A 20,168-nucleotide genomic window follows, 5' to 3' on the forward strand; every position below is an offset into this window, starting at 1 on the left:
CCGGTGCTCAACGTGGAGAATTCTGCCGAGCCAAGCGTGGCCGCGGTTTCAAGCGAGAGGTCCCGCGGCACAAAGAGGATGAGCATCTCGCTTCTGTCGACAACGCCGGTAAAGCAGCCACCAAGGGAATGGATCTGAACCTCACCGGGACCCGCGGTAAACGCACTTCTTGCGGCATCAGTCCGGATCTGTCCGGACAGCAAAACAGTCATTGTCCAGTGATCGACCGGATCCCGCCGAACATGTCCCGGCAGGCTGGAAAATTCGAGGCTGTCAGTACTGATTTGGGCAAGGACAAGACTGCCGAGATCCCAAAGCTTCTGTCGGCCCCTGAAGTCGGTTGTCGTTGGTTCGACCTCGGTTAGTTCAAGCATGGCCGCGAAGCTATTGCGCCACGCGGCAAACTGGTCCGATCGCGCCAGCCCCTCGGTCGAAAATTCAAAGGATGGCAAATACGATGCCCTCCCCATGACCGGCATCTCGCCCGCTGCTTCGTAAGCCGAGGTTTCGAGCCTCTCACCGTCGAGTTGCCTCTCAAGCAACGTGGCATGCGTCAGGACATCTTCGGTTGTCATCGCATCACCTCCAGTTGGCCGATGGCAACACGCGATCGGCCCGCTTGTTATGCTGGGGTCGTTGAGTAAGCGATTTGTTTTCCGCAGGTGTCTGAGGCGACCTTTCTTTTGCCCGGGGCAGATATTATTCCACGGGACCCCTCAGCAGTCGGCTCAGTATGTTACGACGTGCCCCCTGGCAGTCGCTTTGCCTCCTACCCGCAATTTAACCTTTTCGACTGCTCTTCTCAACTGTCAGATGCACGAAGGTCTGGTGACCTGTCTTGCAGGGGCCTCACGTTGTCCTCGCGCCAAAATAGATCAGTCGCGCGCTGCTGATGCTGCTTCACGACCCACGATCTGCGTCAGCCTTTGAACTGCCCGACAGCAGCGTCGCGATCCACTTTCCCGACGGTGTGCCCGCGCAATACACAGTGAACGCAATAAGGATAGGCACGCCGATGAAGGCGCCCGAAATGCCCCACATGAAGCTCCAGAAAAACACCGCAAAGATAACGGCAAAGGGGGATATTGCCAGCGAAGCTCCAGTTAGCCGCGGTTCCAAGTAACTGCCGATGATGAATTGGATCACGTTGAGGCTCGCGAAAATGACGACCGCCGCCTGCCACGAATCGAATTGGGCGATGGCAAACAGCGTCGGAAGCGCGGTCGCGACGAACGGCCCGAGAAAAGGGATGTAGTTAAGCGCGAATGCGATTGCGCCCCAAGCCGCCGCAAGTTCAAGTCCCGCGCCCAGCGCAAACAGCCAGACGACCAATCCAGTGAGGATACTGGCGAACGTTCGCACGATCATGAAGCGGCGCAGTTTTGCACCAATCACCCGATTGGCCGTCAGGATGCGCATTCCGTGAGGCTGGGCTGCGGGCGCCATAAGGCGTGCATTGAAATCTTCCACCTCGAGCAGGCCGAGCATGATGAAAATGAAGACCAAGACGGCGAAACCGGCGAAGCTGTTCACCCGGAGAGCCGTTCCCTGGACAAAGCGAACCAGCCAGGCAACATCGAAGCGGTCTGCCAAGGGGCCCGCGACAGCGAGGCCGTGCCCTTCCAGCCAGTTTGCCCAGTCGATATAGATCGTCTGGAAGCGGTCGGCGTTGACGAAGAGCCATTGCGCAAGCTTGCCGAAGCCCCACGCGACTGCAGACCCGATGGCGACAATAGCAACCATGGTCACGATCAGCGTGATCAGAAGTGCCAGGAGCTTCGGCAGCCAGCGCTGCAAGGTGGCTTGACACGGCCAGACCAGCGCAATGACGAACAAGGAAAAGATAAGCGGCGCGAAGATCGATTGCGCGACGTAAAGCAAAGCGAGCACAAGGATACCGGTCGCTACCGAACCGACCATGCGACTGCCGCCTGCTTCTTGCATACTCGCGCCCCTAGAACATTGTTTCCATTTTCCAAGCTCCGTCCCATAAAATCCGAGCTCGACCCCGCCGCCACACGGAACGGTCGGCGTCCGGCCTAATCCCGCGCGTCCGGACGCTTGATCGTTGGAAACTAGCCGGCCGCGGTTGCCTTCTGCAGCGCGTCACGCAAGACCTCTTCCTTCGTTTCATCGAGCAAGGTCTTGAGCACAACGCCGCCATAGGGCGGTATTTCCTTGAGCACCTTGTACGCGGTCATCTCCTTGATCAGCACGAACAACGCGCCGTTGCCCGGCTGAAGATTGGAGGCGAGATCTTTCATGAAGGCATCTTGATACCGATATCGGTCAAGGCGCCGCCGATGGCGCTGGAGGCGGCACCCACCGCCACGCCAAACAGCGGATTGAGAAACAGAACGCCGATCAGCTGACGCAGCACCGACGTCGAATCATAGCCGGGAATTTACCGAAGAAATTAGCGAGGAATCCCGCGGTTTTGCATTGCGTCTCTTTCTTTTGCCCGAATCCATCACCTCCCAGCCGTGGCCGGCTCCGGCGCGGTAGCCTCTGCCTTGGCGGTCTCGGCCTCGGCGGGAATGCGGAACCACAGCACATAGAGCACCGGCAGGAAGATCAGTGTCAGCGCCGCGGCCACCACCAGACCGCCGATGACGGTAAAGGCAAGGGGCGACCAGAACGGATCACGGATGATCGGCAGCATACCGAGGACAGTCGAGCCCGCCGTCAGAAAAACCGGCCGCAGGCGCCGCGCAGTGACGTCGATAACGCTCCGCCATTCCCGGCCGTTTTCTTCGATCGCAAGGTCGATCTGATCGATCAGCACCACAGAGTTTCGGGTTATCATGCCAATCAGCGCGATCATCCCGAGAACGGCGATGAATCCCACCGGCGTATTGGTAATCAGCATGATTAGCACCACGCCGATCAGCCCAAGGGGCACGACGCTGATGACGAGCAGCAGCCGCTGGACGCTCTGCAGCTGGAACATGAGCACGATCAGGATGATGACCGCCATCACCGGAAGCATCTCGACGACAGCGGCGAGCCCATCTTCGGCGCCTTCGACCGCACCGCCGACCTCGATCGGGTAGAGCGGGTTGGCCTGGCGCAACTCATCGATCTTGCCGGCCGCAGCCTCAACGGCACTGGCAGCCGTCACACCTTCGGCCGTATCCGCCTGGACAGTGATGGTGGTTGAGCTATCACGACGCCAGATGACGGGCTGTGTCGTCTGGTAGTCGATCGTGGCGATGCTCGAGAGCGGCACCGTATGATTGGGGCCGACCGGGATCTGCAACGAGCGGATCGTTCCAATATCGACGCGCTCCTCAGCCGTTGCCCTGGCAACGACATTGATGAGGTAAATCGAGTCCCGGACCTGCGTGATGGGAAGGCCGGAGGCCGTGGCAAACAGCGTCTGGGCAATCACGGAGGAATTGAGCCCTACCAGCCGGGCGCGGTCCTGGTCGACGTTGATGATGATTTTGCGGACCGGTTCATTCCAGTCGAGGTTGGGTTGAACGACGCCAGGCACCTTGCTGATCGCATCGGCCACCTGCCAAGCGGCATTGCGAACACCTGGAATATCCGGCCCACTCACGCGGTATTGGACGGGCCAGCCGACCGGCGGCCCCATTTCGAGCGGCGAGACGCGCACGATGTCGTCGGGAAGCCTTTCGTCAAGCGCCTTCTGCAGGCGTGCCTGAAGCGCGTCGCGTGCGCCGACGCTCTTGGCGATCACCACCGCCTGGGCGCGGGACGGCGCGGGAGCCTGAAGATCCATCGACAGATAGAAGCGTACCGGATCGGAGCCTATGTAGAAGCTCCAGTCGGCAACATCCTCGTCGGCGGCGAGGACCTCTTCGACTTTCGACACATCGGCAGCAGTGGCTTCCTGCGATGCGCTCTGCGGCAGGGTCAGCTGCAAGATAAGCTCCGGCCGGTCGGAAGCCGGAAAGAACTGCCGCTTCATGGCGGACGACCCGATAAGCGCTGCAACAAACATCGCGACGGTGGCAAGGACCACCACGACGCGCATCCGCATGCAGGCACGGAGGAAATTCTTGAAGCTACGGATCAACGCGCCATCCTGTTTCTCACCCGTTGCGGTTCCTGATTTGAGGACGGCAAGACCGACGATCGGGGTCAGGAGCACGGCCACCAGCCAGGACACGATAAGCGCGAAGCCGATCACCAGGAACAGCGACCGCGCATATTCGCCCGAAGAGCTGCTTGCGAAGCCCACCGGAATGAAGCCGGCAATCGTCACCAGCGTGCCTGCGAGCATCGGAAATGCGGTTGACGTATAGGCATGCGAGGCCGCCTGGATGCGATCGTAGCCCTGTTCGAGCTTCGCCATCATCGTCTCGACGGTCACCATCGTGTCATCGATCATAAGCGTCAGCGCGATGATCAGCGCACCGAGCGAGACGCGCTGCAGGGCGATGCCGGTGATGTTCATGAACAGGAAGGTCAATGCAAGGACAAGCGGAATGGAGACGGCCACCGCAATGCCGGCGCGCACCCCGAGAGCCAGGAAACTGACACCAAGAACGATGACCACCGCCTGACCCAGCGATGTCGTGAACCCGCGAATCGCAGTCTTGACCACCGTCGGCTGGCTCGCCACATGCGTCAGGTTGATGCCGATCGGCAGGTCGTCCTCCAGCCTCTGCATCGTCGCGTCGATGTTTTGGCCGAGTTGCAGGATGTCGCCGCCCGACGCCATGGAAATGGCGATGCCGATCGCCGGCTTGCCCCTGACGCGGAAGCGTGGCTGGGGGGGATCCACCGTTCCCCGTACCACGCCGGCTATATCGCCCAGGCGCACGAAACCGGATGCTGTGGGAATGTTCAACTGTCGGATCGTGGTCTCGTCGGAAAGGCTGCCGGACACTTGCAGGATGGTCCGATCCTGCGCGGAGGTTATGAGACCCGCCGGCAAGACGGCATTCTGCGCCTGTATCGTGCCAATCACGGTCGCAAAGCTGAGGCCGAGGCTTGCCAGCCGCTCGGTAGAGAATTCGATATAGATCGTCTCATCCTGCGTGCCGAGCAGCTGAACCTTGCCGATATTGTCGAGTTTAAGCAGGCGGTTGCGCGCCTCGTAGACCCAATCGCGCACCTCGCGATCACTAAACCCGTCGGAGGTAAAAGCGTAGATAATGCCGAATGTGTCGCCGAAATCGTCGTTGAAGAACGGCCCACGCACGCCCGCGGGCAGCGTCGACACCATATCACCAACTTTCTTGCGGGCCTGATACCAGGATTCGCCCACCTGATCGGGCGGCGTCGCATCGTCGAGCGTGACGTAGATGACCGATTGCCCCGCTGTTGTCAGGCTGCGCAGGCTGTCGAGGTTTGGCACCTCCTCGAGCGTCCGCTCGAGACGGTCGGTAATCTGATCGGTCGTCTGCTCAATCGTCCCGCCCGGCCATCCGGCGGAGACGATCATCGTCTTGAAGGTGAACTCCGGGTCTTCGTCGCGCCCCAGATTGATATAGGCAAGAATGCCCGCAACGGCGCTCAGAAGCACGAGGAAGATGATAAGGCTCTGCCGCTGGATCGCCCAGCCCGATAGGTTGAAGCCCTCGTTCATTCTGCGCTTCCTTCGAGCAAGCGAACAGGCATGCCGGGACGGAGCTGCTGTACGCCGGCGACGACGACGTTGTCTCCGCTTGAAAGACCCTGGGTCACGAGGAAATCCTTCGCGTCAAAGCGATGCACCTCGACCGGCACGAGCTTGGTCGTCTTGCTGGCCGCATCGACGATCCATACGGCGCTCTGGTTGCCCTGGCTGAACAACGCGGTGATCGGCAGCCGCGCCGTGGGCTCGCCGGAAAGCCGGATCGTACCGCGTACGGCACTGCCGAAACGGAATTCGTCCGGCGCCGTGTCAAGCCCGACGCGGACCGTGAAGTTGCGCGTGATCGGGTCTGCGGTCGGCGAGATCTCGCGAACCGTTCCCGTCGCCTTGATGTTGGCGTTGCTGAGGAGCTGCACGTCGACGCGCGCGTCGCCGCCGGTGGTCTGGATCGTCGCTTCGGGAACCTGGAAGACGGCATCACGTGTCCCAAGCTGCGCAACGCGGACCACCATCTGACCACCGCCGACAACCTGTCCAACTTCGCCACCGATCGCGGTGACGACTCCGGCAGCGTTTGCCTTCAGGACGCGATTGTCGAGATTGGTCTGGGCGATCCGCAGCCCTGCTTGGGCAGCGTCGACACCAGCCTGCGCCATGTTCGCCTGAGCGATGGCCGCCTCGAATGCCTGACGCGTCGATGTGCGCGGGTAAAGCTGCTGCTGCCGTGCCCGCTCCGTCTCGGCGTTCTGGAACTGGGTCTGGGCCGAAAACACATTCGCTTCCGCCTTGCGCAGCGCGTCCTGCGCGTCCTCGGCGTCAAGGCGGGCGAGAACGGTTCCAACCTCCACGAGGTCGCCAACCTCGACGTCGCGTTCCCGGATCTCACCGCCCTGCCGGAAACTCAAGCTGGTTTCGGTGCGTGGCCGAATCTCTCCGACAAGCGACCCGTACGTATCCTCGGGATTGAACGAAACAGCAACGGTCTTGACGGGCCTGGGCGGCCGCTCCTCGGCCTCATCCTCGCGTTGGCAGCCAACCAGGAAAAAGGCAGCCAGCACTGCGGCACACGCGCCGAACGTTGCGCGGGATTTCGATGCAGCAAGGTGTCTTTTCATGTGCGATTTCCCCCCAACATGCGCCCGTCATCAATCCGTCCGTCATGGTGATCAGCGCGAGCGGTGGAAGCCATGAGCAGGAACGCGACGATGATGCTCTCTTAAGCGCCCTGATCGGCCAGCGGCTGTCCCAGAACCCGAAGGCGCAGTTCTCCGCTTAGAACTATAGTGCGCTTCAAGAAGCGAAGTGATCAGCATAGAATCCCGCGACAAGGCCTGACGTCCAGATTTTCGCAGTCGATTGCAGAGTGAAGCTCTCTCCCTGCAGGATTGAAACACCGTAGTTCTATCGTCTGAACCACGAAACTCTGGATGCGGTGATAACTGATCTTCCACACCTGCCACGAATAGCTTAGAACTGCGGAGTACTTCGCCGGGTACGGCCGCACAGACCAACGCGAAGAGAATCGTCGTGGTCGGACATTCGATGGGTGCCTATGTCGTCACCGAAGCCCTGCGGGATCTGGCTCTCAGAGGCCGCACCAGCACTCTGAAGCGCCTGGGTGGCGTGGTTCTCGCGGCACCCGACATCGACGTTGACGTCTTCCTGAGCCAGCTTGACGACATCGGCGATATCCCGCGACCCTTCACGATCGTCGTTTCACGCCGCGATCGCGCTCTCGGGATTTCCCGGCGATTGGCTGGTGGGCATCCGCGCGTCGGCAGCGGCTCCGAGATCGCCATCCTTCAAAAGAATGAGATCGCCGTTATCGATGTCTCGGACATCGATGGCGGGCGCCACAGCGTCTTTGCCAGTTCGCAGACGCTGATGGATGTCGTGAACAACGATGCCTTGATGCGCAGCGTGCTCAGAGAAGATGAAGCCCCAGTGGGACAGACCATGCTCGCCGACGGTGCATCCGTTATCGAGGGAGCGGCAAGGCTGGTGATCTTTCTTCCAAGCCGTATTCTGGAGGGGATGGCGCAAGCCGTCGCCAGGCAATAACCGGACCTCGCGCAATTGGTCCGACGCAGCCTTCACTCTACGGCAGTGATGCCTCGCCTCCACCCTCAGCCTGCGGCGAGTCCCAATGTGCCGAGCAGATACAATGCAAACACATAATAGAGCACGTAGAGCGCATAGGTCTGGCCGTTGCCGGTGTAGATTCTGCGTACGAGTCCCGCCAGGCCGAGGGTTAGATCGCAGACGCCGTCCCAGACGAAATTCGCAACAGGTGTGACGAGCGGCGCAAAGACGGATCGATAGAAGCTGTAGAAATGCGCGGTGCTCCCCGGAAGGGAGCGGCCCCGGCCGGTTCTGTAGACCAGCAGGAACAGGCCGAGCAGAACGCCGGCGGACGCCACGCTGAAGGCCATGACGGGAACGGGGTTCCAGTAGCCATAGATGGTCTCGAGCGACATGCCCTGCCAAACGAGCGTCGAGGCGAAATAGGGGTCGATTGCGGCGGAAACGGGATCCATCACCAGCTTCGGGAAGAAGGACAGCACAAGAATTGCCAGGACCAGGACGAACTGCGGGACGAGCAACGGCAGGGGCGCCTCGCTCACCGCTTCGTCGGACGGCTTTCGCGGCCCCAGGAAAATAGAATAGCCCAGGCGAAACATGTAAAGGAAGCCGATGAACGTCGCCAGCACGCCGACGACAGCAAGGCCGTACCAACCCCTGTCCGTCATCGCACTCAACAGCAACCACTTGCCGCCGAAGCCCGCGAGCGGCGGCAGGCCGGACATCGAGATCAGGGCAATGACAACGGCCGCAAAGGTAAGCGGCATCCTTCCGGCAAGGCCGCCAGTCTCATCGAACAACCTGGTGCCGGTTCGCAGGATGACGCCAGCCACGGCGAGAAACAGGATACCCTTCACCATCAGATGATTGGCGACGAGATAGAACGCCGTCACCCAGCCGAGATGGCTCATCAGTGCGATCGCCGTGATGATGTAGCCGATCTGGCTCATGCTGGAATAGCCGAGCATGCGCTTGATGTCGCTCTGCTGAAACGCCATCACGGCACCGGCGATCGTCGTCAGAAGGCCGATCCAGCCCATCACATGCGCCATCTCGAGCCCGACTTCGGAGCGAATGGCGAGATAGGTGACCATGAACAACCCGAAGACCGCGACCTTGCTGATGACGGCGGAGAGCATCGCCGACAGGCCATCGTGGGCCTCGGCATAGGCACCCGGTAGCCAGACATGAACACCGACGGCGCCGGCCTTGATCAGAAAGCCGATCGCCAGGAACATGAAGGCCGGAGCTGCATCGGGGCCGGCTGTGGCAAATGCCGAAAGCGCCGTTGTGCCGTTGGCGCTGGTGGCAATGCCGAAGCCTGCAAGCATGCAGAAGGCCGACACCAGCGAAAACAGCAGGAACTGCAGCACATAGGGATGGGCGCCGGGCCGCTGCGCTATCAGAAAGTAGGAAGAGAGGGTGATGATCTCCCAGTGGAAGAAGAACTCCAGGCTGGTGGCGGCGCGTAGCAGACTGTCGATCGACAGCAGCAGGATCGCCATCATCGGGTAGAAGCCGCGGCGAGGATCGGAGCGATAGAAGCTGGCGAGCGCAACGACCAGCCCGCCGGAAAGGAGGAGCACGGCAAACAGCCGGCGCAAACCTTCGATATCGTGAATGATCCAAAGACCGACAACCAGCACCGCCCCCAGCATCAGCACGCACTTGATCCGCCCGGGCAGCCAATCGAGAACGTAGAGACCCGCGCCAACGCCAAGCGGCGCGACCAGCAGCAGCGATGCCGCTCCAGCCAGGCTCGCCGCGGCATAGCCGCTCGCAAACAGCAAAGCGGCGCAGGCAACCACAGGCACCAGCCTGCCCGGCGCCGGGCTGATCGTCGTTTCATCGGGCAGCGGGCGCGTTGCATGCTTGAACCAGCTGAACATATAGGCTGCCTCAAGCAACGACCCGACCAGGATGACGGCGATCCAGATGTATCGGCCGCCTGCCGCCACCTGCATCACCAGTTCCCATTTCGCCCAGAAGCCGGGAAAAGGCGGCAGGCCGGCAATTGCGACCAGGAACGTCGCAAGGATGGAAAGCACGAAGGGATTGCCCGCGACATCGGACCAGCCGTCGATCTCGCGGCGCTCGACGATCCCGGAGAGCCAGAACAGACCGGCCTTGGCAAAGAGATGGTTGATGAACAGCCCACCGACGACCAGCGGCAGCGCCTGCTCGGCGTCAAGCTGGTGCAGTAGCGCAAGCGCGAGCATGAGAAGCCCCATCTGCGCGATCGAGGAATAGCCGAGCATCCGCTGCACGTTGGTCTGCCTCAAGCCGACAAGATTGGAGAAGAGGAAGGTTGTCCCGCCCGAGATGGCAAGGATGCCGAGATGATCTTCAAAAAGCGGCAGCAGCTTGAAGAGCGCGAAGAACACGCCGGCCGAAACCCCGACGGAGACAAGCGCCGCAATCCCGCTGTTGGCGGTCTCATAGACGTCGAGCCCCCAGCCGTTTGCCGGAAAGGGTTTCAGCTCGAGCACAAGGCAGGAGAGAACAAACAGTAGTGCCGTCACGCCGACCGGGCCTGTAATCAGCGCGCGATTAGCGATCATATCGTCGATATTGAGCGTGCCGGTCACATGATAGAGCAGGCCCGCACCGAGCAGGAAGAAAGATGAGGCAAGTACCGTGGCCATGATGTATTTGAAGCTCGCCGCAAGCGCCGCCGGCGCCCGCTCAAACCCGAGAAGCCCATAGGTGCCGATCGAGACGATCTCCAGGAAAACGAACTGGTTGAACAGATCGCGGGTCATGACCATGCCGTTGATGCCCATGATCAGGATCAGGTACAGCAACAGGGCCGGATAGCTCGGGCGCAGACGCTCCCAAAGATGCCACGCCCCGAGCATCGCGATGACATTGACGCAGACGCAGAAAAAGCCCTCCCAGCGGCCGAAACGCATGTTGATCGAAAACGGCGGCACGCTGCCCGCGGTCAGCACCTCAATGGTCGATCCGCCATGATGGACTCGCCAGAGGCAGACGCCTGAAATGACGGTCATTCCCACAAGGGCGATGATAAATCCTGCCGCTGGCAGCGGCTTGGCGATTTTAGACAGCAAGGGAATGAGGAAGCCGCCGCCGAGGCCGAGCAGGAAAATGTTCAGCGGCTGAAGAAGGCTGTCTACCATCTCGACTCCGTCAGCGCGTCGATCGAAAGGGTTTTTCGCACAGCGTGGAGCCGGATCGCGAAGGACAGCATGATCGCTGTCACCGAAAAGCCGATGACGATGGCGGTGACGACCAGGGCCGCGGGAATTGGATCGACCGCACGCGCGGCCGCCTCCGTGATATCAAGCGCCTCATCGATGATCGGAGCAGTGCCGCCGGTGATGTAGCCGGTCGCCACCAGGACGATGTGCATGCCGGTATCGATCAGCGAAAAGCCGATGATGATGCGCAGGATGTTGCGGTGTTTCAGCATGCCCCAGAAGCCGATGAGCACGAGGAGAAATCCTGTCGTGAGAAGTATCTGTGATATCGGCAGTCCCATGACGATCCCCCGTTTGCCCGCGGCTCAGCTTCGGAAGCGGTCGATGATGACACTCAATTCCGCGCCGACCTTGATCCCGAGCAGGGTCGATATCAGCGGAATGGCCCCGGCGCTGAACAGAGTCCCGAAGTTGCCGCGCGGCAGGATATGGCTGTCGAGAAAGCCACCGGCGAAGACCATGCCCAGGATGCCGATGGAGACATAGAAAACGCCGGCAAGCGTTTCCGTGATGGTTAGAAAACCGTGATGAATCGGCCCGGTGGGATAGGCGAGCATCATAAGCATCACACCCGAGGCGACGACCGCGCCCCCCTGGAAGCCCCCGCCAGCCGAAAGGTGGCCATTGATGATCACATAGATGCCAAAAAGGAAGATGAGTGGAAGCACCACCTCCGCGCCGTTCCGCACCAACTCGCTCGGCTGCTGCTCTTTGCCGCGGACAACGGGACGCGAAAGCGGCTTCTCATCCGCTTCACTCGCCAGGAGCAGGCCGACACTTGCCGCCACCATGAACAGCACCGCGACCTCTCCCAGCGTATCGAAGCCGCGAAATGAAATCAAAATTCCGGTCACGACATTGGGGGCCCCGAGATCAGCCGGAACCTCAGTCAGATAAGAAGACGCCGCCGCAAACAGGCTTGCCAGTCCGGCGCTGACCATCGCCGCCATGAGGTTATCGAGCATCACTGCAAGGACGCCACTCACCAGAATGCTGCCGCACATCAATAGGATCAGCAATTCCAGCATGACGGTTACGGCCTCTTTTCCAGAAAGCGGGCGATGGCGAGGACCGCCAGGAAGCTCAGCAACCCGTAGACAAGGGCGACGTCGAGATAGACGAAGCGTCCTGAAATATGAGCGTAAAGAGCAATCAGCGAGATCGTCACCACCGTCAGCATATCGATTGCCACCGCCCGATCGATCGCCATCCGGCCGATCACCAGCCGCAACACGCCGAAGACGATGCCGAAGAAGATCAGGACGACGGCGATCTGCAGAATGATCTCAGCCAAAGACCGCCTCCAAGTGCTTTTCGAATGGGCCGATGATCACCCGCGTCGCCTCCTCCGGATCGGTGGTCCCGACATCAAGCCAATGAACGAAGAGGGTATCGCCCCTGAGGTCCATGACCAGCGAGCCGGGCGTCAGCGCGATCGAATTCGCCAAAGCCAGCCGCCCAATCGGCGATTTGAGCGGCATCCTGACCTTGACGATGCCGGGGCGAATATCGATGCGGGGCGCATAGACGTAGCGCAGCATGTTGATGTTCGCCTTCACCAGTTCGACCAGGAAGACGCCGGTATAAGCGAGAAAATGGAAGACCTTGCGCGGCGTCAGCCCGATCCGCCAGACATCGCCGCGACGCACGAATATCGCGGCCACGGCTAGTGACCCCAGCGCACCGGTTGCGATGATTGGCGGCTCCACCGAAGAATTGACCACCAGCCAGACAACAAACAAAAATCCCCAGAGAAGAATTAGGCTCTGCGGCAATCCCGCGACGCGTCGCTGCGTTGTCCCATGGTCTTCCGGCATCGCGCAGGCTTTCGGCTGGTGAAGAAGGAACGATAGCGCGCACTCAATGCAGAGAAACTCATGCCCCCCGCTACCTCATTCCGATGCGGCGCAAGAGCCGGTCCGGATGGGCACTGATGCATTGTGGCGAGATCTTAGCATCGCATGGGTCGAGCTGTGATCGGCAGTGAATCCAGAAACTTTGCTGCCGGTCCGACATGTCGTGGCATTTTCGCGCTTTTCGACGCCAAAAGCCCTTGCGACAGGCGACAGCTATTGACCCGTCTTGAAAACGGCGAAATCAATCACTCACAATACCGACCACCGAACGGGACATTCGCCGCGTGATCGAATTGTCCTACCGTCGAAGCGGGCACCGTTGGAAAGCATGCTCGCGGCATCGGCTGTTTGGATTGCTTGCCTGAGCGCGATCGCAGGGAAAGATAGTATGAGCAGACCCGCCTCTATCGCCTCCCAACCGGAACGGGGATCTGGGAAGACCTCAAGGCCAACCGGTCGGCGAAAGTCTGCAACCGGGGCCAACCGGATACCGGGCTTATGAACGAGAAAGCACCGGCCACCGGATCTGCCGTTCCCGTCGCCTCCAGCCTGGCCGGTTTCCATCCTCTCAGCGCCGCCGAGGCCAAGGTTGTTGCGCATCTGCAGTTGGGCGATTTCGACAGGTTGGGTGACGGCTTGCGTCCGGAGCAGGAAGACCCCGAACGAACCGTGCGCGCCGAGCTTCTGCGCCTTCTCATTCTTGGCAACGACAGCTACCGCTCGCATGAGAAGGGGGTGAGGCTGAGCGCAGCCTGGATAACCGGTATTCTCGACCTCGAGGGGTGCCGGGTTCCGCGCGATATCGGGCTCAAGGACTGCCATTTCGAAGCCTCGCCGGTGCTGCGCTCCGCCATCATCGACAATTTGTTCCTGGACGGCTCGGCTTTGCCCGGATTGCAGGCCGAACGGCTCGAAGCGCGTGGTTGCCTCTCATTGCGCAGCGCAATGGTAAGCGGCGAAGTCCGGCTTCCGGGCGCGCGCCTAGGCGGCAGCCTCGAGGCGGATGGCGTGTCGATCGCCTCACCTGGCGGCCTCGCGCTTGATGCCGATGGATTGGAAACCCGAGGCGGCATTCTATTGCGCGGCGCAGATGTGCGCGGCGGCATCGATCTTTCAGCGGTTCGCCTTAGTCGCGACGTCAATGCAGTCGGCGCGCGCATCGAGCGCCCGGGCGAAGTTGCCTTGAATGGCGACGGGATCGTGGCAGGAGGCGACCTTGCCTTGCGGGGGGCGACCATTGTCGGAGAAGTCCGCGTGCTGGGCGCCCGCTTCGGCGGGGACGTCGATTGCACTTCGGCATCGCTCTCGCAGCCCGGCGGCTATGCACTGAGGCTCAACCGCACCACGATCGATGGCGCCTTCTTCCTGCGGCAGAACGCGTCGGTTATCGGTACGCTCGATCTCACGGCCACGACGATGGGGGCGATCGACGATGACCAGGCAAGCTGGCCGCAAATCGGCGATCTGTTGCTGAACCGTTGCCAATATGGTGCCTTCATCGGTGGGCCGGTGGATGCGGAAAGCCGGCTCGACTGGTTGTCCCGCCAAACGCCGGACCGCTGGAAAGCGGATTTCTGGCCGCAGCCTTATGAACATCTTTCAACGGTGCTGCGGCAGATGGGCCATGATGAGGACGCCCGCGCGGTCCTGATTACCAAGGAACGGTTGCAGCGGCGGGCACGGCGCGCTCGGGCAAAAAGTCCGCTGCTTCGCGTCGCCCTGGCGACCATGGACGGCGTTCTCGCAATAACCCTTCGCTACGGACGCCAGCCCCTTCTGGCGCTGGTCTGGCTCATGCTGTTCTGGGCAATGGGCACGGTCGTATTCGCAATAGCCTATCGGACTGGAGCGATGAAACCGAACAGTCCTGTGGTCCTGCGTTCACCTGAATGGACGATGTGCGATCTTGAACGGACCGAAAGCCGCTTCATGCCGTCGAGCGGACAGGTCCTGACCGGACGCGCGGACGCCGGAGAGAACCAACTTTCCTGCTTTCGCAATCAGCCGGAAGCAGCCAGCTATCCGGAGTTTAACGCGCTGATGTATTCGCTGGACGTTCTCCTGCCGGTGGCATCCATCGGACAAAGGGAATATTGGCGGCCGGACTCGATCAAGCCCAACGGAACATTCACCTTGAATTACTATTTCCTCCAATCCGTCATCGGCTGGGCCTTAAGCCTGCTGGCGGTCGCCGGGTTCTCGGGGCTCGTCAAATCGAAATAGCCCAGCGGCTTGAGCGTCGGCCGTCCCCTCAGAAGCGCCAGATCAGCGCAGGCCCAACGAGCGACGTTGATCTCGACCTCCTGCTCTGGATAATCAGTTAGTCGCGCGCGAGTCGCGGCACCAACCAACTGCAGGAAGAACGTAGACCCGCAGAAGTGGCTGTGCCGCATTCTGGACGATGATTTCCTGGCTACTTGCCTGCGGTCTGTTCGGGTCAACCCAGACGATTCTCGTCATCGATCAGGGCAAAGCCGAGCCGGAGTACTTTCTTCCCATGTCCACAGGACTAGGTTCAGATCGTCACAAGTCGCCCCGGGGGAGAAGCTCCTGACGAGCGGGCCATGATAGCCAGCGGCGACTGAAGACTTCGGCAGCCGGAACCGATCGCGCCTCCAGCGAACTCGCAAGTATAAATTCTCTGCGAACAGCGACGAAGCAGTCGCCTTCCGCGAGCCGTTGCGGCGAGCCGCCATCTCTCGTGATGAGCCAAAATGAACCGCGACGAACAGCGTAGAACTTGATGTAATCCGGCTCCGCGAAGCGAACTGCCCAATCCCCTCCGGCGGTCAGCCTCATGGGCGCGATGGCCTGCGCATCGACGAGGCCAGCACGTCCGACAGGGCATCGTTCGGCGCGTTTTGGACGGTCACGACAGATTCCTGGACGCATGTAGATGGATGGTCCCAATTCTATAGCCAATACTGCCTTTGTTCTATCAACAAATAAGACGAGGATGAATTCGCCGATGCAGAACCGGTCAGCAGGTTCGGCTCCTTGGTCAGTTCAATGCTGTTAATGACAGACACGATTTCACATGAACCGCCTGATCCGGTCCGACGCGATCTTCTCGCGTTCGGTCTCGGAGTGGCGGCATTGACAATGCTTCCAAGCTTCTCTGCCGTCGCCCAATCAACCGCAACTACCTCCGAAAGGATTCAAACAATGGCCACAGTCACCACACGCGATGGCGTCGAAATCTTCTACAAGGACTGGGGACCGCAGGATGCCCAGCCGATTGTCTTCCATCATGGCTGGCCGCTGAGCGCGGACGATTGGGACAACCAGATGCTCTTCTTCCTCCAGCACGGCTATCGCGTCATCGCTCACGACCGGCGCGGCCATGGACGATCAGCCCAGGTCAGCAATGGCCACGACATGGACCATTACGCTGCGGACGTAGCCGCCCTCGTCGAACACCTCGATTTGCGCAATGCGATCCACATCGGCCATTCGACGGGTGGAGGGGAGGCGACGCATTATGTCGCCCGTCACGGGCAGCCGGCCGGTCGCGTCGCCAAGTTGATCATCATCGGGGCGGTGCCGCCCATTATGGTCAAGAGCGAGAAGAATCCAGGTGGCTTGCCGATCGACGTGTTCGATGGTCTTCGCAGCGCGCTCGCCGCTAACCGCTCACAGTTCTATGTCGATCTGCCCTCAGGTCCCTTCTATAGCTTTAACCGGCCCGGAGCGACGCCAATTCCCGCGGTCATCCAGAACTGGTGGCGGCAGGGCATGATGGGTGCCGCCAATGCCCACTATGCAGGCATCAAGGCGTTTTCGGAGACCGACTTCACCGAGGACCTCAAAATCATCGACGTGCCCACCCTGGTTATGCACGGCGACGACGATCAGATCGTGCCGATCGCGGATTCAGCTCCGCTCTCCGCCAAGCTGCTCAAGAACAGCACCCTCAAGATCTACAAGAACTTCCCGCACGGCATGTGCACCACCCATGCCGATGTAGTGAACCCTGACTTACTGGCCTTCGTGAAGGCGTAGCACTGTAGCACTCCGGCCGGCGCGCACTCCGCGCCGGCTGTCAGCCTGGAGCAAACAATCAGTCGGCGCATACGGAGCCTAAGCACCTCATCCTTCAGTACGGCCGCGGCGGATAGTGCAGCGCCGCAATGGGACGCGCCTGCCGACATGTCGATAAACACAAAGCCGCCGCTCAATCGTCAGCAAATGGCCGCGGTGCCGCCGCACGAAACACTCTTAAACATCCCATCGTCACAAACTCACTCGGCCTTCTAATGGCTGAGTGATTGACCAAGGCGGTCTTGCTGCCGATCAAATCACGTTACAGAGGAATGAATATGATCACTCGTTATACACCCCTTGCAACGTTGACCGCTGCGGTCTTCAGTTTGATGATTTTCAGTCCGGCGTCCGCATCGGAAGTGGCCCAGGCACAACAGAAGCAGCCGATGCAAGGGCAGGCGGATGGCAACGGTGCGGCTGCGGCCGTCAGCGATCAGAAACTCGAGGCCTTTGCTGTCGCCTATCTGCAAGTCGACAAGGTCAGGCAGGAATATTCGGCCAAAATTGGGGCGACGTCGGACGAAGGGGCGAAGCAAAAGCTGCAGGCCGAAGCCAGCGAGCAGATGGTTAAGGCCCTTGAAGCCTCTCCGGACATGTCTGTCGAGGAGTACACATCGATTCTGAAGGCTGCGCAGAACGACCCTGCTTTGGCCAAGAAGGTTCAAGAAAAGATGGGAAATCCAGCACCGTCGCAGCAATAACCTGCACGGTCCGTAGGTCGCCACGAACGCGCAGCAACGGACGCCCTGCAGATCACTACAAGAGCAATGCCCGCCGCTTGGCGGGCATTGCTTGCTTCAGATGAGTGCTGTTCCGGCTGGCAAATGCGCGGCGGGGCACAGCCGGGCGCGGGTGTGGTTGGTCCGGATCGAAATCGGACTTCCGTCGCGTATGCGTAACGGCGGCCATTGGCAGCCCACAGCGGGATACGGCTAGATGTTCTTCAGAAGCCAGATTTTACCCGCCATCGTAATACCATGACCGTTTTCTTGATCCGTGGAATCCGGGTTGAGGCTTCGCAGAAAGCCGAATTCTTTCAACTCTTCCAAAGTCGCAGTGGTCAAAAATTTGACCTTCCGCGGCCGTTCCTTAAACCTGTCTGTCTTCGCATAGGTGACGGTGGCGTTCAGATGGGTCCATTTCTTGGCATCCTGGGGAAACAGATCTCCATCCTTGGCAAGTTTCAGGCCCCTGATCTGGGTCGGCGTAAGCGTGATCGTCTGCAATGTTCGGTCCTTGAGGTATGATTAGTTTGGCGCACTGCGATTTGCATTCGCGGTCTGCTCAGATTTCGTGAATCAAGCGTTCGCTGCTTCCCGGAAGGATATCAGCTTCCCCTTGGTTTCATCCCAGAGCACGAGCCTGACACAGCGCAGGCTCTCCCATAATGTTATGCGGCCGATGTCTGCCAGTTGAGGGTGGTCTCGCAATACTTCAGGAAGCCGGTAGTACGGGATCCTGCTCGACAGGTGATGAACGTGGTGGATGCCGATATTGCCGGTGATCCACCGGAGCACCAGCGGCAGATCGTAGTGGGACGCACCGTGAAGTGCAGCTTCGGCAAACCGCCACTCGTCGCCTTTCGACCAGTGAGTTTCCTCGAACTGATGCTGAACGTAGAAGAGCCACACACCCGCCGCTCCCGCCAACATCACGATCGGCAGGTGGATCGCGAGAAACGGGACAAGTCCGACGGACCATATCATGGCGAGCGCCAGGGCTGCGATCGCGAGATTGGTCGCCATGGTGGAGATCCACGGCATGGGACCGTCGCCCATCATTCCGAAGGGTAAGCGCTGCTTGAAAAGGAAGAGCCAGGCGGGACCGATGCCGAACATCACCAGCGGATGCCGGTAGAGGCGGTAGCCGAGCTGCTTCAAACGCGGGAGGGAGCGATATTCAGCGATCGTCAGCGTGGTGATGTCGCCCGTGCCCCGCTCGTCGAGATTTCCTGCTGATGCGTGGTGGGCGGCATGGGCCCGTCGCCAGTAATCATAGGGGGTCAGCGTCAGAACACCGATGGCACGCCCCGTCCAATCGTCGAGACCCCGACGGGCGAAGAACGAGCCGTGTCCGCAATCGTGCTGAATCATGAACAGCCGCAGAAGAAACGCGGATGCCGGAACGACCGATAGCAGTCCGAGCCAGAAACCTTGGGAGAGAGATATGGATGCGCAAGCCCAAAACGCGGCGAACGGGACGACCGTAACCAGAAGCTCAAAGCCACTCCGCCCGATGCGAGGCTGGCGGTATCCGGAGAGAACCTTCAGCCACGCTCGAACATCTTCGGCAGAATCGGTGGGCGTGTTGACGCTAGCTTCCATGAATTCGATCAGCCTCTGCGGGCCTTGCGTGCCGCGTATCGACGGTCACGTTCCGCTTTGCGCGCCGCCTCATCGGCGACGACCCGAGAAATGCGATCGTTGATTACGGCCTGCCGGGCTTCTGCCTCGGCCCGTTCGTCGGCTTCCGCAGCAGCCGCCAGTGCCGCCGCTTCTATCAGAACACGCTCGTGTTCCGCCTTCTTTGATGCTTCGCGTTCGGCGCGACGTGCTTCTCTGGCGGCAGCAATAGCTTCGCGTGCAGCAAGTCGTTCCCGCATCGCGGGATCGGTCGATTTCGGGGCAGACGCAAACTTCGCCAGAAGCTGCTTTTTGGCTTCCGCTGCGGAATTCCGTCTTTCGGCAAAGCCGTTGTCGCTCGGGTGTCTCAACGTGTCTTCCTAGTTGGATTTTCAAGTCGGGAATAGAAAAGGGCATTCATCGCGGTTTGGGCCTTACTACAAAAAAAGGCCAGGCACACGCCTGACCTTTTCAACTCGTGCCCGCCATGCCGGTACATCCGCGGTCATGATAGGCTTAAGCTCACGCGGACTGGAGCCGGCCTGCGGACATCTTGCCCGACTTCGGGTCGCGCTCGAGCTCGTAGCCCAGCTTCTGTCCTTCGACGATCGAGCTCATGCCGGCCCGCTCAACAGCAGAGATGTGAACGAACACATCCGCACTGCCGTCGTCGGGCTGAATGAAGCCGAAGCCTTTAGTGGCATTGAACCATTTAACTGTGCCAGCGGTCATAACAAACCCTTTCATAGCAACGTTGATCACCGCTGGGCGACGCACAGCGGGTATTTTCGACTTTTGAGAGGGGAAGTTCGTTACGAAGCGCAAGGCGCAGCAAAAACAAATATCGGCAAACAAAGTATCGATGCTCGCTACTACATCGCGGAGGCTGAGGTGTCAACTTTTTGTTTCGCGAATTGGCGTTTTCTATCACGGGTTGCGGTGCCTTCACGGCGACGAATCCGCAGCGTCGCATTCTTACACTGCGGATGAACTGGCAACTCCCATACTGACCAAGCGTTGGAGGCGACCGATGAGAAGCTGAACGCATTCGCTCTAAGTTCGAGGACGACGCCTG

General features: G+C 60.3%; 18 protein-coding genes and 2 pseudogenes. 4 read left to right on the forward strand and 16 right to left on the reverse strand.

Annotated features, from left to right (window positions below; genetic code table 11):
* From ACPYOI_RS28090 to ACPYOI_RS28110, 5 genes and pseudogenes are all read right to left on the reverse strand, one after another.
* Positions 1-575: pseudogene (locus ACPYOI_RS28090) on the reverse strand (AraC family transcriptional regulator); the annotation flags it as partial.
* Positions 576-900: 325 nt separating this feature from the next.
* On the reverse strand, positions 901-1,944 hold the full coding sequence (locus tag ACPYOI_RS28095; protein ID WP_481416774.1) for an AI-2E family transporter: 1,044 nt from the start codon (positions 1,942-1,944) through the stop codon (positions 901-903).
* A gap of 131 nt (positions 1,945-2,075) precedes the next feature.
* Positions 2,076-2,368 (reverse strand): annotated as a pseudogene (locus tag ACPYOI_RS28100) (DUF1269 domain-containing protein); the annotation flags it as partial.
* A gap of 102 nt (positions 2,369-2,470) precedes the next feature.
* A complete protein-coding gene (locus tag ACPYOI_RS28105; RefSeq protein WP_481416773.1) occupies positions 2,471-5,560 on the reverse strand; it encodes an efflux RND transporter permease subunit in 3,090 nt (1,029 codons plus the stop codon).
* Positions 5,557-6,663, reverse strand: coding sequence for an efflux RND transporter periplasmic adaptor subunit (locus ACPYOI_RS28110; protein ID WP_481423641.1), 1,107 nt, complete (start codon positions 6,661-6,663; stop codon positions 5,557-5,559). The genes ACPYOI_RS28105 and ACPYOI_RS28110 overlap by 4 nt, the downstream gene beginning before the upstream one ends.
* 358 nt (positions 6,664-7,021) lie before the next feature.
* Between ACPYOI_RS28110 and ACPYOI_RS28115 the strand changes: the two genes are divergently transcribed.
* The gene (locus ACPYOI_RS28115; protein WP_481416779.1) at positions 7,022-7,609 is read left to right on the forward strand and encodes an alpha/beta hydrolase; all 588 of its coding nucleotides are present in this window, start codon (positions 7,022-7,024) and stop codon (positions 7,607-7,609) included.
* Between the two features lie 65 nt (positions 7,610-7,674).
* Here ACPYOI_RS28115 and ACPYOI_RS28120 read toward each other — a convergent pair whose 3' ends face one another.
* Genes ACPYOI_RS28120 through ACPYOI_RS28140 form a run of 5 tightly spaced genes read right to left on the reverse strand, consistent with a single transcriptional unit; the run spans position 7,675 to position 12,668 of the window.
* Positions 7,675-10,770, reverse strand: coding sequence for a complex I subunit 5 family protein (locus ACPYOI_RS28120; RefSeq protein ID WP_481423642.1), 3,096 nt, complete (start codon positions 10,768-10,770; stop codon positions 7,675-7,677).
* Positions 10,764-11,132 carry a sodium:proton antiporter gene (locus ACPYOI_RS28125; RefSeq protein ID WP_481416769.1) on the reverse strand — a complete coding sequence of 123 codons (369 nt, stop codon included), beginning with the start codon at positions 11,130-11,132 and terminating at the stop codon, positions 10,764-10,766. Before ACPYOI_RS28125 ends, ACPYOI_RS28120 begins: the two co-directional genes overlap by 7 nt.
* A gap of 24 nt (positions 11,133-11,156) precedes the next feature.
* The gene (gene mbhE / locus ACPYOI_RS28130; protein ID WP_481423643.1) at positions 11,157-11,879 is read right to left on the reverse strand and encodes a hydrogen gas-evolving membrane-bound hydrogenase subunit E; all 723 of its coding nucleotides are present in this window, start codon (positions 11,877-11,879) and stop codon (positions 11,157-11,159) included.
* Positions 11,880-11,884: 5 nt separating this feature from the next.
* On the reverse strand, positions 11,885-12,145 hold the full coding sequence (locus ACPYOI_RS28135; RefSeq protein WP_481416766.1) for an MrpF/PhaF family protein: 261 nt from the start codon (positions 12,143-12,145) through the stop codon (positions 11,885-11,887).
* Positions 12,138-12,668 (reverse strand): Na+/H+ antiporter subunit E, encoded by a 531-nt coding sequence (locus ACPYOI_RS28140; RefSeq protein ID WP_481416765.1) that lies wholly within the window; start codon positions 12,666-12,668, stop codon positions 12,138-12,140. The genes ACPYOI_RS28135 and ACPYOI_RS28140 overlap by 8 nt, the downstream gene beginning before the upstream one ends.
* A 537-nt stretch (positions 12,669-13,205) precedes the next feature.
* Here ACPYOI_RS28140 and ACPYOI_RS28145 point away from each other — a divergent pair.
* Positions 13,206-14,930, forward strand: a complete 1,725-nt coding sequence (locus ACPYOI_RS28145; protein ID WP_481423644.1) for a hypothetical protein — start codon at positions 13,206-13,208, stop codon at positions 14,928-14,930.
* A 300-nt stretch (positions 14,931-15,230) separates the two neighbouring features.
* Here ACPYOI_RS28145 and ACPYOI_RS28150 read toward each other — a convergent pair whose 3' ends face one another.
* Complete coding sequence (locus tag ACPYOI_RS28150) at positions 15,231-15,599, reverse strand: cupin domain-containing protein (protein WP_481423646.1); 369 nt, start codon at positions 15,597-15,599, stop codon at positions 15,231-15,233.
* 273 nt (positions 15,600-15,872) lie between these two features.
* Here ACPYOI_RS28150 and ACPYOI_RS28155 point away from each other — a divergent pair, with 273 nt between their 5' ends.
* Entirely contained in the window at positions 15,873-16,709 is an 837-nt protein-coding gene (locus ACPYOI_RS28155; RefSeq protein WP_481416761.1) for an alpha/beta fold hydrolase, read from the forward strand.
* 311 nt (positions 16,710-17,020) lie between these two features.
* Positions 17,021-17,452 carry a DUF4168 domain-containing protein gene (locus ACPYOI_RS28160; RefSeq protein ID WP_481416778.1) on the forward strand — a complete coding sequence of 144 codons (432 nt, stop codon included), beginning with the start codon at positions 17,021-17,023 and terminating at the stop codon, positions 17,450-17,452.
* Between the two features lie 231 nt (positions 17,453-17,683).
* Here the strand turns inward: ACPYOI_RS28160 and ACPYOI_RS28165 are convergent, their stop codons facing one another.
* The 5 genes from ACPYOI_RS28165 to ACPYOI_RS28185 form a co-directional block, all read right to left on the reverse strand.
* Positions 17,684-17,977 carry a hypothetical protein gene (locus tag ACPYOI_RS28165; protein WP_205927458.1) on the reverse strand — a complete coding sequence of 98 codons (294 nt, stop codon included), beginning with the start codon at positions 17,975-17,977 and terminating at the stop codon, positions 17,684-17,686.
* A 72-nt stretch (positions 17,978-18,049) separates the two neighbouring features.
* A complete protein-coding gene (locus tag ACPYOI_RS28170) occupies positions 18,050-19,075 on the reverse strand; it encodes a fatty acid desaturase (RefSeq protein WP_481416760.1) in 1,026 nt (341 codons plus the stop codon).
* A gap of 8 nt (positions 19,076-19,083) precedes the next feature.
* Positions 19,084-19,464, reverse strand: coding sequence for a DUF6481 family protein (locus tag ACPYOI_RS28175; protein ID WP_481416759.1), 381 nt, complete (start codon positions 19,462-19,464; stop codon positions 19,084-19,086).
* Between the two features lie 151 nt (positions 19,465-19,615).
* The gene (locus ACPYOI_RS28180) at positions 19,616-19,825 is read right to left on the reverse strand and encodes a cold-shock protein (RefSeq protein WP_168834216.1); all 210 of its coding nucleotides are present in this window, start codon (positions 19,823-19,825) and stop codon (positions 19,616-19,618) included.
* Between the two features lie 140 nt (positions 19,826-19,965).
* Positions 19,966-20,168: hypothetical protein (locus tag ACPYOI_RS28185; protein ID WP_481423645.1), on the reverse strand; the 203-nt coding region annotated here is incomplete at its 5' end.

It is taken from the genome of Rhizobium sp. SVR5-2C, assembly GCF_056755115.1.